Source organism: uncultured Paenibacillus sp., from assembly GCF_963515335.1.
Lineage (GTDB): Bacteria > Bacillota > Bacilli > Paenibacillales > Paenibacillaceae > Paenibacillus_I.
In genome coordinates, this window is sequence record NZ_CAUPYC010000094.1 from 1 (window position 1) to 12,745 (window position 12,745).

Sequence of the window (12,745 nt, forward strand, 5' to 3'; positions counted from 1 at the left end):
CTCGTCGTCGCGCTCTCACAACCGGTTAGCGGCATACGGTGCCGCTACCGAAGGTCCGGCCTCCGGATTAACGTAAAGCATGGAATTATTCTGAAAACAGCAAGGATCCGTGACAGGCTGCCGGCAGCCTGTCACGGATCCTTGCTACTTGAGCCGGTTATAGATAAACCGTCCGAGCCACCAGGCCGCCGCAAGCCAAATGGCTGCGATGAGCACGGCCATGACGAGATTGTTCGGACGCTGCGCAATCTGCTGCGCCTTCGTTCGGTTGTCCGCCAGAACCGACTCAGGGATCAGCTTGAGAGCGGCATAAATACCAAGCGGCACCAGTACGAGGTCATCCAAATAGCCGAGAACCGGAATGAAATCCGGGATCAGGTCGATTGGGCTGAATGCATAAGCGACGACGACAGCGGCCAGTGCCTTTGCATACCAGAGTACACGCAGGTCGCGGCAGCATACGTACAGCGTCATAAGGTTCGATTTCAGCCGCTTGGCTTGCGTCCGCAAACGTTCCGGCAACGAGCTGAATTGCATAGGGCATGCCTCCCTGGCGCACGGTTATCCGAATAAATCCGCCCACCTTATACCCTTCTATTGTCCTGCTTGCGCATGCCTGCCGTCAACGGCCGGCGCATATTCCTCCCGTAAAATCTCACTGAGCTCGCGAACGTTCGCCGAGCCCGCTCCTCCACAGGCAAACGCCGCCGTCTCGACGACGATTTTCGCCGCCTTCTCCTTTGGTACGCTCACGACATCATATAAAATCCCCATATTGTTTTGAATTCCTTTCTTTATCCGGAATCCGGCGCGGACTTCCCCCGGCAAACCCTTCATCTTATGAAGCGGGTACGGTTCGGGTAACCCGGGGTACCGCTTTTCCGCGTTCGCCGATGTTCGGTATCCGTATTGTGCTTCCGCTATCATCATAAGGATCGGCTGTTAACGCTGTTGCCGCGTTTTGTTTGCTGAAAATCAAATCCATTTGTTACGTCGCCCTACATGTCTGTTTCGGCAGCTATTCTTTCAATATAAGTCTGCATCAAACGCTTTGCCTGCTTCCTCAAGCGAAAGGACCGCCCCCGGCGGTCCTTTCGCTTGAAAGAGGAAAGAGATTGTACTACAATTTGTAGTGTGATCAAATTCATGCGCCGAACGGCAGGGGGTCGAATCGCATAATGGGAACGGTATCGATGAAAAGAAAGGTATGGTTTATCTTGTTGGCCGTTGCCGTTGCCGTCGCCGTTGCGGCGGCCGGTTATTTCGGATATCAAGCGGTCTCGCCATCGCGCGCCGGCGTTGACGAGCTGGATGTGTCCGGCATCGATTTCTCCTTCAAAAACGGGAATACGATCGTCAACTTCACCACGGAACAGCCGGGCTTCTGCCAGGTTCTGCTGGGCACCGAATCCGGCAAATACGATTTTGTGGCGGTGGAAAGCATGCCGGAAGGACCACATACGGAACACTACAATGTCGTAGAGAATTTAAAACCGGGTACGAACTACTTTTATCGCGTCATGCTCGGCAGAACAGACGGAAGCTTCTCGCAAAGCAAGGAAGGAAGCTTTCAAACGCCGCAAAATCAGGGGAATGACACGGGGGAAAACCAAGCGGCGGATACGCCTCCGGGAACCAATATCGCGTTGTCGCAAAACGGCGGACGGATTGTCGGCGTCAGTTCCAATTATGGCGGAGCGGCCAACGATCAGAATTGGGGCGCCCAAATGGCCATCGACGGCGATCCGGCCACCGAATGGTCTTCCGACGGAAACGGGAACAATGCCTGGATTGAGATCGGCTTTGACAAGACCTACCAGGTAACCGCGGTCGGTTTTTGGACGCGTACAATGGGAACGAGTGCCGAAATAAAGAAACTGCGCGTTTTAAGCGCAGATGGGACGGAATTGGGCACCTTTGACCTGCAGGGTCCGGACAAGATGCAATATTTTACGCTTGACACGCCGGCCACGACCGAATCCCTCCGCTTTGAAGCGGCAGAAAGCAGCGGAGGGAACACGGGCGCGGTCGAAATCGAGGTGTTTGCCGCCGACAGCAACGGTTAAGCAAACGACAGGTTCCAAACATGCCGTCATGGTGTAAAATAGTCCGCAAGCCCTTGCGCGACCGCCTCGGCGGCTAGCTTCTGATAAGAGGCATCCACTACGATGCCTTCATCCTTGGGGTTGGACAAGTAGCCAAGCTCGACGAGAGCGGCTGGCCGGTCATTTTCCCGCAGGATATGATAATCGCCGTAAGCGACACCGTTGCTTTGCAAGCCGCCGATGCCTTTGGACAATTGACTCTCGATCGCTCTGGCGAGCTGCTCGTCTTTGTCCGCGTAATAGAACGTCAGCAAGCCGGACGCTTTGTTCTCCGAGGAGTTGTAATGAATGCTGACGAGCGCGTCAGCCCGCAGCGAATCGCCGATGCGCACCCGTTCGGAAAGCTCCGTCTTCGCGTCGTCCGTCCGCGTCATCACGACCCGCGCGCCGCGCGCCTCAAGCGCGTCCTTCAGGTAGAACGAGGTCTTGAGATTCAGCTTTTTCTCCAACGTCTCGAACGTCTTGCCGATCATGCCGGGATCGCTGCCCCCGTGTCCGGGATCGACCACGATCAGCTTGCCCGTCAATCCGTTGGCCGCTGTAACCGCGGATGAGGACGCCGCGCGATACGACGCCGTGACGAACCGGCTGGACACCCAGCCTTCTCCGCCGCCGGCGGTGCCGATTCGCAGCCAATCTCCGGCTTGTTCGAGAACGGCCAGCAGGTTTCCTTGCTTAAGCCCGCCGACGACCTCATGGTTCAAGCCCGGACCCGCTCGCATCCGGAGCGATTCGGCGGTGACGGACACCATATCCGCATTGGCCGCCGGCCCGGATTTCGGTTTGCCGCCGGATTTTGAGGCCGCCCCGGCAGGTTCGGCCGAGCTGACCGCAGCAGTTCCGTCAACCTTTTTCAAATAATAGCCCGCGACCCAGCCGCTTGCATTTGCTGATCGCACCTGCAGCCAGCCGTTCGCTTCCTTCAATACCGTCACCAGCGTGCCGTTCTTCAATGAGCCGATGACCTTCGCCGTACCGGCAGGCCCGCTGCGCACATTGAGCGAGTCGGCAAAAACCTTGGCCGTATACGAAATGGAAGAAGACCCGACGGCCTCGACTGACGGAGCAACGAAAAACACTTGCCACACCAAGGCGGCCATGACTGCGTAAATTGCCGATTTTCGCATCCGCTACCTCGCAAATAGTAAGAGTAGATACCTTCTATCGTTCTACTATTATACCAGCTTGAATCGATAGGGGAAGGGAAAATTTTCCGGAAGCCGACGCTGTTGTCTTACTTCCCTGTAGCGCCTTGCGCTTGCTGCGTTCGCCGGCTGCGCTAGGTATCCCAGCATAATCTGCGCCGCATCCGCTTGTTCGCTTTTGACGCGCGGCAGTTTGGGGAGCTTCTTCTCCAGCTTGGAATGGCGTTTGATGACAACGCGAATCCGACGCTTAGCCGCGTCACGCAGCACCTCGAGCGGCCTTTGTTTTCGGCTGCCTGCCTGCGTGTGGGTAGCGTCCATGATGACGGCTTTGCTTTTTACCAAGCCCTGCTCGATGCACTGGCCAACCACATGCTTCAGTACGTCTTCGATCTGACTGGCTCCCAGCCGGTGATTGAGGAACCGCGACAGCTGCGATGCATCTGGTAGCGAATCCCCCGGATTAATCCCAATGAACCATTTGTAAGCCAGATTCACTTGGGTTCCTGGATGATTCGCTTATCCGATAGGTTATACAGGATCTGCAAAAACAGCAGGCGAAACAGCAGTTCCGGTTCGTTTGCCGGTCTGCCATAATACTTGCAGTACGAGTGCTCCACCAGTTCGTGAATAAATCCAAAACCCACCGCAGCATGTATCTTGCGAAGCAGTTGTCTTCCGGCACAAGCCTTTATATTTCCGCATGGAACGATGAGGTCAATTGTCTGGCTGGCTGCAGCAAAAACCTTGACCTCGTGCGGTCAGGGTTTCATATGGTGGAGGCGAACTATGGCTTGGCAAATCCACAATCCGCCGCCGCGTGATGTTGAGATTGTTTGGGAGGTGGCATAACAAAGTCCTTTTCCTTCTTTAATTTACCAACCGGATACGCCTAACCTCTCATGAAGGGAAGTTCAGCTAAGGTTCGTATTCGTCATCCTCATCGAAGAAGCCACCATATTGATCAGGCGCCTTCCCTTTCGAATCCAGGAGAACAGGGAGTTTAGTCCCTCTCAGGTCTCCATCTTCCAAATATTGAACGACGAACCTCCACTCATCACCATAGTCGAATAACAGCAGCATCTTTTGCTTGGGTGTATGGAACACCTTGCTAACTTTAGCCTTCTTCACACCCGGGAAGTTCATCTTGTCGCCGATATCGGCAAACAGCTCGTATCCTTCCTCCGACCGAGCCCAGTTTTTCAGGTTGTCATAGAATCCGAACGAATGATCCATGTCAAAATCAAACGCAGACAACGCAGCCTCCGCCAGATCATACAAGCTCGCATTCTCTTGGACGGCAATTTTGCGGCAGGGTTTTCCACGAACAGCTCCATTCCAATCCGTCAAGGTTATCTTAAAAATTTTTGCCATATATACGTTTAAACACCTACCGATCCGCAGCACTTTTTGTACTTCTTACCGCTACCGCATGAACATGGATCATTCCGACCCGGGAGTGATGCTAAGCTTGCCGTAACAGATTGCTGTTTCTCCAGCATCGCTCGTTTACCCTCACGCTTCATGTCATCATAATGTTTCGAGATGGTACGCCGTACCGCGGGATAAGCAGTCTCAAACGCCGCAACAAGCTCTTCGATTTCCTTATTCGTTGTATAATTCTCCACAACGGTATAACTCCGCTTGTGGGTGGAATAGCCAATAACAAATTTGCTGGTTGGCTTACCCGGCTCCAATTGTATAAAGGTCAAGAGACCTTGCCGACAATCGCAGGATGGCTTCATACAGTACTGTTCATCCACCAGGATTCTATTCTCCCCGTGAGTGAAAACCAGTTGATCAGCCGATTCCCCGAACACTTCGACATAGCCCATTGTTGGGGTCTTTTCCAGATCTATCGAAGGCATAGACATAGCTTTATACGATCGGGAAGGTAATGCGGAAGTCGTAAGCAATGCCCCCTTCCTTTCCTGCAATGAATCAACTGGAAGCCTGGCACTTGTTAATTCCCTCACATGATCCCTATGCTTCAGGATATAGGATTTCCACTCTTCAGGTATACCCTGTTTAAACTCCTTGTTCAGCTTTGACTGATAGATAGCCTTATGTTTCGCTTTAATCTCTTCAACCTTGAAATCAGGAATACTTATTGAAATAGAGCCAATGTTTTCTGTAGTACCGCTCGGCGTTACCCGATCAATATCGAGTAAGACTGAATTGCAATTACACTCAGGATCGGTACAAAAATACTCGATCGCTACGTAGGTATCAAGAGACCAAGAAAATCGAAAGGAGTGAAAACCTGTATTTTTGTCATATTTCGTTTCATTAATAATCGAGTAGTAAGGATACATGCTCACGAGAAAACAACTCCAGTTGACTGAATAGGGTATATTCCGTTATTTTCTGTATTATAACGCTATGGATACACAGAGTACAAATCGCATGATCCTACTGCCAAGTAAATATAGAACAGTTGAATAAGACAGGGATTTGGGCATGCGAACCAAGCTTAGTAAATCCACGATTCGCCGTGGTAACAAATGATAACCCCCGCCCATTTCTCACGAAGCTTCAGCGTTTCGCGGGAGGTGTGAAAGAAACCGTATTCCCGATAAGGTTGCTCCCGATGCAATTCATAGTAACGTTTCATAGCAACAGCGGAATCGTCAATACGATCAATGAGAGCTACCTCATCAATGAGCCAGTACCCGTCCTCCGAACGGGACCTCCGAAATCTTTTGCAACTACTATCAGTATAACATAAAAGCCTAGCCGGAGATTGCATGCAGCTAAGCTTCTGGTTATCACCTATATTGTCAGATAACAAAATTGCGTATGTAACAATTGTCTAGTTCTGATACGTATTTTGTTCGCATAACATCAGTGACAGTCACGGTATTCATAATCAACAACTCAAGAAAAGCCAGTATTATCGAGGGTTTTCACCCGTCAGGTGCCTCTGCCTCTGGTCTTAAACCCCTCGCTTGTTTCCCCACAGCAGCGTATGCAATTGCGGCAGCACCCGCACCTGCTTGAACGCTTCCGAGGCGGCCACCCGCTCCACCAGCCATTCGTAGCGCCGCAGCAGCTTCACGAGCAGACCCGCCGAATCGGAGGTGCCCACATCGTCGTTGCCGACCTGCAGCACAAGCGGAATATCGGGATAACGGCGGTGTATCGTTAACGCGTAATCGAGGTCCGTATCATCGAAAACGACAACCTTCAGGCACAGGCCCTCTGCCCTGTCCGATAAATTACCCATGATTTCGTCCAGCCGGCTCCAGTCCGTATGCATGCCCGAGCTGGGCGGCTTGGGGGAAATCGTCAGGTCGTCGACCGAGAGGAACCAGTCCTGCCAGCGGCTGCCCTGCGTTTCGAGCGCCACCTTCATCCCCCGGCCGTGGAGCAGACGAATAAGCTCGTCCAGCTGCGGAAGCAACGCGGGATTGCCGCCGGACAGCGTCACGTGAGCGAAGCGGCTGCCGCCGATCCGCAGCAGCTCGTCTAGGACGGCTTCAGGCTCGAGCAGCCGAATGTCCTCCTTCGCGGAGCCGTCCCATGTAAAAGCGGAATCGCACCAGGCGCAGCTGTAATCGCAGCCGGCCGTGCGGACGAACATTGTTTTCTGCCCGATCACGAGGCCTTCGCCCTGTACGGTCGGACCGAATATTTCCAACACGGGAATCGCGCGGCCGGCCATATCAGCGCACCGTCTTCGGCCGGTAGACGACATAGCTGGACGGCGTTTCGCGCAGAAACACCTGCAGACATCTCGGCTTGTTCGACTGCGCGTCGAGGTGCGCCTGAACGAGCTCCCAGATCGTGCGGGCCATAATTTCCGTCGTCGGGTAACGATCCGGATCGGCGTCGTCGAACAGCTCGTCTTCGTTGACGGTACGGTGATCAAATCGTTCGTGGATCAGCTTTTTGACCGTCGCGAAATTGACGAGAAAGCCGCTGCCGTCCAGCTCGTCGCCGGCGATCGTCACATTCGCAAAATACGTATGGCCGTGAACGCGCCGGCACTTCCCTGCGTCGTCATGCGGAATGTAATGCGCCGCGGCGAAATGCATATCTTTGTTGAGCTCGTACGCATAGTCATGCGCGACCGAGGGATAAATCTGCTGCAGCATCGTTGTAACGCTCCGTTCCTATTGTTTATGAATTCAGGCTTTGCCGCCCTTGCCGTCTCTACGCTCCAAATAAGCCTCCAGACCGCCCCGCCGCAGCCGGCACGCCGGACATTCGCCGCAGCCGTCCGCAACGATGCCGTTGTAGCAAGTCAATGTGCGGGTGCGGACGAAATCGAAGGCGCCCAGACGATCGGCAAGCTCCCACGTCTGCGCCTTGTCGAGCCACATGAGCGGCGTGTCGATGACGAACGGATAATCCATCGCCAGATTCAGCGTGACATTAAGCGACTTGATGAAAATGTCGCGGCAGTCCGGGTAGCCGCTGAAATCGGTCTCGCAGACGCCGGTCACGATATGGCGGGCTCCCGCCTGCTTCGCCAGCACGGCCGCGAACGACAGAAAGAGCAGGTTGCGGCCGTCGACGAACGTCGTCGGCAGCCCGCCGTCTCCGGCGGCAATTTCGATGTCGTCGCGCGTAAGCGCGTTCGGCGCCAATTGGTTCAGCAGCGACATGTCCAGAATATGATGCTTGACCGAAAGCTCCTGCGCGATCTGTGCCGCACACTCCAGCTCCCGGCTGTGCCGCTGTCCGTAATTGAAGGTGACCGCCTCCACCCCGGCGAACCGCTCCAGCGCCCAGAACAGACAGGTCGTGCTGTCTTGGCCGCCGCTGAAGACGACGACCGCTTTTTCCCGTTTCTCCGTCAAGCGATGACCACCTTTACTCGGATTGTTTCTATATATCATATCAAAAGATCCGTTCCGCAGAAACCGGATGCCGGTGTCACTTATTTCCGCGCCGTGACAGATCCGGCACTTTAGTGCCGGATTCCGGCGTTATTCCCCCCGTTCAGCCCCTCCCGGACACTTTAGTGCCGGATTCTGGCGTTATTCCGCCCTCCATTCCTACCCGCCGGTCGCCGGTGCGCCAAACAAAAAAAAGCAACGACCCCGTTCGCGGATCATTGCTCTTGCTCAAGCTTTGCGCATTTCCTCGATCTTCTTGGCGACCTTCCGGTAATGCCTTCTCGCCACGTTGCATGGCTTTACGCCTTCGGACGAACCGTCGTCGAAATGGAGCCGGCACCAAACCGGATCGAGCCGCGTTACCCTCTTCAGGTTGGCGATCGAGCAGCGGTCGACCATCTCGAACTGCTGTCCGATGGAATCGAACGCTCTCATCCAACGCTCCAACGTGTTGGGCACATAATAAACGCCGTCGTTCGTGTGTACCAATATCCGGCTCTGTGAAGTTTCAAGAAACAGAATATCGTCGACATGAATGCTCTCCATGCCGCTTCCTTCCACGCTTCTGGTTACGGATACGTACATAGTTACCTCCGCATCATACGTGTCGCGAAGATTACGTCGAATCGACACGAATTATGTCACGCATGCATGACTTTCTTACCAAGTAGTGTATCATACTGAACCTATTTGTTCAATTTGAATATTTATGCATGTGACCGATTGTTGATCGTTGCTATAGTTTGTTTAGGTGATCATGGATGGGATTCGACTACGGATTAATCGGCAAACGGATACGCAAAGCGAGGGAAAACAAGGGACTGACGCAGGAAAATCTTGCGGAAGAGCTTGACGTGTCCAACGCCTACATCAGCAAAATCGAGCGCGGCAAGACGCCGATCAATTTGGAGCGTCTGTCCGAAATATGCGCCGTGCTTGAGGAGACGCCCGAATATATTCTCAGCGGAACGAACAGCGGCTCCCGAGATTTTCTGCGGGGTGAAATCATGGAGATGCTCGAGGGCTGCTCCGCCGAGAAAATCAAGCTGATCGCGCAGGTGGTCAAGCAAATCGTCGAATTCGACGGCAAAGCATAAGCGCGTTTGTATAAAACAAAGCTCCGGCATGATGGCTCATGCCGGAGCTTTGTTTTGTGCGTATAAAGCGGCGGATCAATCCCGGATATGCACCCATTGGCGCGTGAGATTGCTCTCGAGCACCGCGTCGATGATCTGCATCAGATGATGGCCCTCGGCGATGGTGGCGAACATGGGAGTCCCTTCGATCTCCATGCCCCGCCGTTTGCGCATCACTTCATTGTAGAAGTCGATCAGCAGGTTTTTCATCCCTTCCGGCCAGCCCTCCTCGTGACCGCCCGGCATGTGGGCCAGCGCGGCCGCATCGGGCATGAGCAGCGACGGGTCGCGCATCAGCTCGTGGTTGGCTTTATGGCGCCTGCCCATCCACAGCTTGTTCGGATTTTCCTGGTCCCAGTACAGGCTGGCGTCGCGTGCCGAAATCTCGAATTCCAGCTTGTTTTTGCGCCCCGCGCTCACCTGCGATACCGTGAACACGCCGGACACGCCGTTCTCGAAATGGATCAGAACGGAGCCGCTGTCCTCGGTCTTGATGTCCATTTCCTCCGTCAGCTCATACTCCGCTTTGCCAAAGGTGGTCACGGAGCCGACCGGCTTGCTGCGCCGCGGATACAAGGTCTGCAGATCAGCCATGACGCTGACGATTCGCGAGCCGAGCACGAACTGCAGCGTGTCGCACCAATGGGAGCCGATATCGGCAATAGCGCGGGACGGTCCGTTCTTCTCAGGCTCGAGCCGCCAGCTGTAGTCGGTTTTATAGAGGAGCCAATCCTGCAGGTAGCTGCCGGTGACGAGGTGCGGCTTGCCGTATTCCCCGCTGGCCAGCATGCTCTTCGCCTGCACAACGAGCGGAAAATGCCGGTAATTCAGGCAGACGCCGCTCACAGTGTCCACCTGTTCGGCCAGCTCCCTCAGCTTCCGCGATTCATTGGCGTTCATCGCCAAGGGCTTCTCGGAAAGCAGATCCTTCCCGGCCAGCATGACCGCCTCGTTGATTTCATAATGCAGCACATTCGGCGTGCAGTTATGCACGACCTCTACCCGCTCGTCGTTGATCAGCTCGTGATATTCGCCGTAAGCGGCGGGTATGCCGTGTTTGGCGGCCGCCTCCTGCGCCTTCTCCAATGTCGAGCCCGAAATGGCGACGATCTCGACATAAGGCAAGCGGCGCAGCGATTCGATATGAAAGCCAGCCGAAAATCCGGTCCCGATTACGCCGACCTTGATCGGTTCCATACCTCGCACCTCCCGAAGACGTGTGGCCGCCGGCCGGCGGCATGCGTCTCATCTTGATACCCCTTTAAACGCCGGAAAGCGGAATTGAAACCGGGAACGTCTCCAGTAACCATTACAGCTGCTGATAGTTGCGGATGCATGCCATCTTCAGCTCCCAGGCCGCAGGGCTGAGATTGACCCGATACGTCTCGGGATTCAGCTTGCGCAAATATTCCGGCCAAAAACAGGCGAGGCGGCGCGGATGGGCGTCCCTAATCTCCTCCAGCGAAGGCAGCTTATAGACAAGCTCCCCGCCCCGGAAAATAGGCTGCAGCAGCGGAATCGCGTCGTAATCGTCGACATATTTATGCAGATACGGATGAACCGGGTCAAACAATTTGAGCCGCTCGCCCCGCCGGACATCATCCTCTTCCGTGAGCGCGATATAATCCGCCTCCGCCTTGCCGGTCTTCCGGTTGACGATGCGGTAGACGTCCTTGGCGCCCGGCGTCGATACCTTCTCGGGATTGCCCGAGATTTTGATGACCGGCACATATTCCCCGTCCTTCTCCCGCGCCACCATCTTATAGACGCCGCCCAATGCGGGATGGTCCGCCGCCGTGATCAGCTGCGTGCCGACCCCCCATGTGTCGATTCGCGCGCCCTGCGCCTTCAGATTAAGAATGATATTCTCATCCAGATCGTTAGAGGCGACGATTCGCACATACGGAAAACCGGCCTCATCCAGCACCTCCCGCGCGCGGATGGACAGATAGGCAAGGTCGCCGCTGTCGAGCCGGATCGCGTGCAGCTTTTTCCCCCGGGCTTCGAGCATCCTTGCAATCTTGATCGCATTCGGCACACCGCTCCGCAGCGTATGATACGTATCGACGAGCAGCGTAACGTTGTCGGGAAGCGCGTCCGCGTAGCGGCGGAACGCTTCCTCCTCCGTCTCGTGCGCCTGCACCCAGGCATGCGCGTGCGTTCCCTTGGCCGGAATGCCGAAAAGCATGCCCGCGCGCATGTTCGACGTGGCGTGAAAGCCCGCGATATAGGCGGCTCTGGCACCCCACACGGACGCATCCGCCTCCTGGGCCCGCCGGGTGCCGAACTCCATCAGCGTATCGTCCGGCGCCACGCCCTTTACACGGGATGCCTTCGTCGCGATCAGCGTCTGGTAATTCAGGAAATTCAGCATCGCCGTCTCGATCAGGTGCGCCTCGAAAATACGCGCTTCCACCCGGATCAGCGGTTCATTCGGGAATACCGGCATGCCTTCCTCGACGGCATACAGATCGCCGGTGAACCGGAACTGCCGCAGCGCTTCAAGAAACCCTTCGTCGTAGCCCTCTTCCTGCGTGCGCAGGTACTGAAGCTCCCGCTCGCCGAACCGCAGGCTCCGGATGTAGTCGACGATTCGCTCCAGGCCGGCGAACACCGCATACCCGTTGCCGAACGGCAGCTTGCGGAAGTGCACCTCGAACACGGACCGGTCGTTCCACGTGCCGTGCTTCCAGTGGCCGTACATCATATTAATCTGGTATTTATCGGTATGCAGCGTCAGATTGCCGTAATTGCTGTCGTTCATGGTCTCGCCTCCGGCAGATTCCCGTTCTAAAAAACTCATCTAAGTATGTGCGCGAAGTCTTGTACACCACCGAAGTGCGCGCCTGCTGTCCCCGATGTTGCAGCCTATTTTTCAAGCGACATGCCAAGCGGCCTGTAAATGGCATCAATGATTTGGGTCGGGCCTGGCATATCCGGATTGATAATAAGGGTGACGGCCAGCATCCACCCCATTCCCGCCAATGCTAAAAAGGCGGCTTTCTCTTTTTTTTGCTTCGGATTCATTTTGGGCCACTCATAAAGGGTCATAAGAATCATTAACACGGTTATACCTGTGATCGCGGCAAATTTCATTTTTCCTTCACCTCGTCTTCCGGAAGACCTGCAGGTACGGTCAACATGCCGGGTCTTCTTACATAGGCGCGAATATCGTACGTCACTTCCACTTCAGGGAAGATGGTGTCCCACCGTCCTTTCGCTTTTTTCCATTCATCCGGATATTTGCGACGGAATGCCTCGGCAAATCCAATGATGTCGGCGTTCTTGTTTATTTGCAGATAGTCCAGTGCGGACTTGATGCTTCTTTCAATGTCTTCTTTTAATTCTTGTTCGAGCATTTTTGTAAATTTCGGATTCATCAAATCCAGGTTCGTACCGTTATGCACGACGTCATCTTCGGTTACGGCCTTTACCGTTACTTTCCATTGTTCATTTTCAATCATGACCTATGCAGTTCAAGTAATTTATTGGTAATACCATCAGCGAAAACAAAA

Annotated in this window: 15 protein-coding genes and 1 pseudogene; 2 read left to right on the plus strand and 14 right to left on the minus strand. The window is 54.6% G+C overall.

Features of this window, described 5'->3' with window-relative positions; translation table 11 throughout:
• Window positions 1-144 precede the first annotated feature (144 nt).
• Window positions 145-537, minus strand: coding sequence for a DUF1232 domain-containing protein (locus RWM61_RS19140; RefSeq protein WP_314003799.1), 393 nt, complete (start codon window positions 535-537; stop codon window positions 145-147).
• A gap of 57 nt (window positions 538-594) precedes the next feature.
• Window positions 595-753, minus strand: a complete 159-nt coding sequence (locus RWM61_RS19145) for a hypothetical protein (protein ID WP_314003801.1) — start codon at window positions 751-753, stop codon at window positions 595-597.
• Between the two features lie 425 nt (window positions 754-1,178).
• Between RWM61_RS19145 and RWM61_RS19150 the strand changes: the two genes are divergently transcribed.
• Entirely contained in the window at window positions 1,179-2,066 is an 888-nt protein-coding gene (locus RWM61_RS19150) for a discoidin domain-containing protein (RefSeq protein WP_314003803.1), read from the plus strand.
• 26 nt (window positions 2,067-2,092) lie between these two features.
• Here the strand turns inward: RWM61_RS19150 and RWM61_RS19155 are convergent, their stop codons facing one another.
• The 8 genes and pseudogenes from RWM61_RS19155 to RWM61_RS19190 all read right to left on the minus strand — a co-directional run bounded on the left by RWM61_RS19155 (window position 2,093) and on the right by RWM61_RS19190 (window position 8,679).
• Window positions 2,093-3,232 carry an N-acetylmuramoyl-L-alanine amidase gene (locus RWM61_RS19155; RefSeq protein WP_314003805.1) on the minus strand — a complete coding sequence of 380 codons (1,140 nt, stop codon included), beginning with the start codon at window positions 3,230-3,232 and terminating at the stop codon, window positions 2,093-2,095.
• Between the two features lie 135 nt (window positions 3,233-3,367).
• A pseudogene (locus RWM61_RS19160) lies at window positions 3,368-3,921 on the minus strand (transposase); the annotation flags it as partial.
• Between the two features lie 247 nt (window positions 3,922-4,168).
• Window positions 4,169-4,624: an IS1096 element passenger TnpR family protein gene (locus RWM61_RS19165; RefSeq protein WP_314003807.1), complete on the minus strand. Its 456-nt coding sequence runs from the start codon at window positions 4,622-4,624 to the stop codon at window positions 4,169-4,171.
• 8 nt (window positions 4,625-4,632) lie between these two features.
• Window positions 4,633-5,565 carry an SEC-C metal-binding domain-containing protein gene (locus RWM61_RS19170; protein WP_314003827.1) on the minus strand — a complete coding sequence of 311 codons (933 nt, stop codon included), beginning with the start codon at window positions 5,563-5,565 and terminating at the stop codon, window positions 4,633-4,635.
• A gap of 620 nt (window positions 5,566-6,185) precedes the next feature.
• A complete protein-coding gene (queE, locus tag RWM61_RS19175; RefSeq protein WP_314003809.1) occupies window positions 6,186-6,914 on the minus strand; it encodes a 7-carboxy-7-deazaguanine synthase QueE in 729 nt (242 codons plus the stop codon).
• Window position 6,915: 1 nt separating this feature from the next.
• Window positions 6,916-7,347, minus strand: coding sequence for a 6-carboxytetrahydropterin synthase QueD (queD, locus tag RWM61_RS19180; protein WP_314003811.1), 432 nt, complete (start codon window positions 7,345-7,347; stop codon window positions 6,916-6,918).
• A 33-nt stretch (window positions 7,348-7,380) separates the two neighbouring features.
• Complete coding sequence (queC, locus tag RWM61_RS19185; RefSeq protein WP_314003813.1) at window positions 7,381-8,055, minus strand: 7-cyano-7-deazaguanine synthase QueC; 675 nt, start codon at window positions 8,053-8,055, stop codon at window positions 7,381-7,383.
• 267 nt (window positions 8,056-8,322) lie between these two features.
• Window positions 8,323-8,679 (minus strand): LytTR family DNA-binding domain-containing protein, encoded by a 357-nt coding sequence (locus RWM61_RS19190; RefSeq protein ID WP_314003815.1) that lies wholly within the window; start codon window positions 8,677-8,679, stop codon window positions 8,323-8,325.
• Window positions 8,680-8,855: 176 nt separating this feature from the next.
• Between RWM61_RS19190 and RWM61_RS19195 the strand changes: the two genes are divergently transcribed.
• On the plus strand, window positions 8,856-9,191 hold the full coding sequence (locus RWM61_RS19195) for a helix-turn-helix transcriptional regulator (RefSeq protein ID WP_314003817.1): 336 nt from the start codon (window positions 8,856-8,858) through the stop codon (window positions 9,189-9,191).
• A 75-nt stretch (window positions 9,192-9,266) separates the two neighbouring features.
• Here the strand turns inward: RWM61_RS19195 and RWM61_RS19200 are convergent, their stop codons facing one another.
• From RWM61_RS19200 to RWM61_RS19215, 4 genes are all read right to left on the minus strand, one after another.
• Window positions 9,267-10,427, minus strand: a complete 1,161-nt coding sequence (locus RWM61_RS19200; RefSeq protein WP_314003819.1) for a Gfo/Idh/MocA family oxidoreductase — start codon at window positions 10,425-10,427, stop codon at window positions 9,267-9,269.
• A gap of 112 nt (window positions 10,428-10,539) precedes the next feature.
• Window positions 10,540-11,994 carry a nicotinate phosphoribosyltransferase gene (locus tag RWM61_RS19205; RefSeq protein WP_314003821.1) on the minus strand — a complete coding sequence of 485 codons (1,455 nt, stop codon included), beginning with the start codon at window positions 11,992-11,994 and terminating at the stop codon, window positions 10,540-10,542.
• A gap of 104 nt (window positions 11,995-12,098) precedes the next feature.
• Window positions 12,099-12,326 carry a hypothetical protein gene (locus RWM61_RS19210; protein ID WP_314003823.1) on the minus strand — a complete coding sequence of 76 codons (228 nt, stop codon included), beginning with the start codon at window positions 12,324-12,326 and terminating at the stop codon, window positions 12,099-12,101.
• Window positions 12,323-12,694, minus strand: a complete 372-nt coding sequence (locus RWM61_RS19215; protein ID WP_314003825.1) for a Ger(x)C family spore germination C-terminal domain-containing protein — start codon at window positions 12,692-12,694, stop codon at window positions 12,323-12,325. The genes RWM61_RS19210 and RWM61_RS19215 overlap by 4 nt, the downstream gene beginning before the upstream one ends.
• Window positions 12,695-12,745 lie beyond the last annotated feature (51 nt).

What these genes read in the sequence shown, in the direction of transcription:
- RWM61_RS19140 (WP_314003799.1), bottom strand. Translation starts at nt 537, where the DNA reads ATGCAATTCAGCTCGTTGCCGGAACGTTTGCGGACGCAAGCCAAGCGG.
- RWM61_RS19150 (WP_314003803.1), top strand. Translation starts at nt 1,179, where the DNA reads ATGGGAACGGTATCGATGAAAAGAAAGGTATGGTTTATCTTGTTGGCC.
- RWM61_RS19155 (WP_314003805.1), bottom strand. Translation starts at nt 3,232, where the DNA reads ATGCGAAAATCGGCAATTTACGCAGTCATGGCCGCCTTGGTGTGGCAA.
- RWM61_RS19165 (WP_314003807.1), bottom strand. Translation starts at nt 4,624, where the DNA reads ATGGCAAAAATTTTTAAGATAACCTTGACGGATTGGAATGGAGCTGTT.
- RWM61_RS19170 (WP_314003827.1), bottom strand. Translation starts at nt 5,565, where the DNA reads ATGTATCCTTACTACTCGATTATTAATGAAACGAAATATGACAAAAAT.
- queE (WP_314003809.1), bottom strand. Translation starts at nt 6,914, where the DNA reads ATGGCCGGCCGCGCGATTCCCGTGTTGGAAATATTCGGTCCGACCGTA.
- queD (WP_314003811.1), bottom strand. Translation starts at nt 7,347, where the DNA reads ATGCTGCAGCAGATTTATCCCTCGGTCGCGCATGACTATGCGTACGAG.
- RWM61_RS19190 (WP_314003815.1), bottom strand. Translation starts at nt 8,679, where the DNA reads ATGTACGTATCCGTAACCAGAAGCGTGGAAGGAAGCGGCATGGAGAGC.
- RWM61_RS19195 (WP_314003817.1), top strand. Translation starts at nt 8,856, where the DNA reads ATGGGATTCGACTACGGATTAATCGGCAAACGGATACGCAAAGCGAGG.
- RWM61_RS19200 (WP_314003819.1), bottom strand. Translation starts at nt 10,427, where the DNA reads ATGGAACCGATCAAGGTCGGCGTAATCGGGACCGGATTTTCGGCTGGC.
- RWM61_RS19205 (WP_314003821.1), bottom strand. Translation starts at nt 11,994, where the DNA reads ATGAACGACAGCAATTACGGCAATCTGACGCTGCATACCGATAAATAC.
- RWM61_RS19210 (WP_314003823.1), bottom strand. Translation starts at nt 12,326, where the DNA reads ATGAAATTTGCCGCGATCACAGGTATAACCGTGTTAATGATTCTTATG.
- RWM61_RS19215 (WP_314003825.1), bottom strand. Translation starts at nt 12,694, where the DNA reads ATGATTGAAAATGAACAATGGAAAGTAACGGTAAAGGCCGTAACCGAA.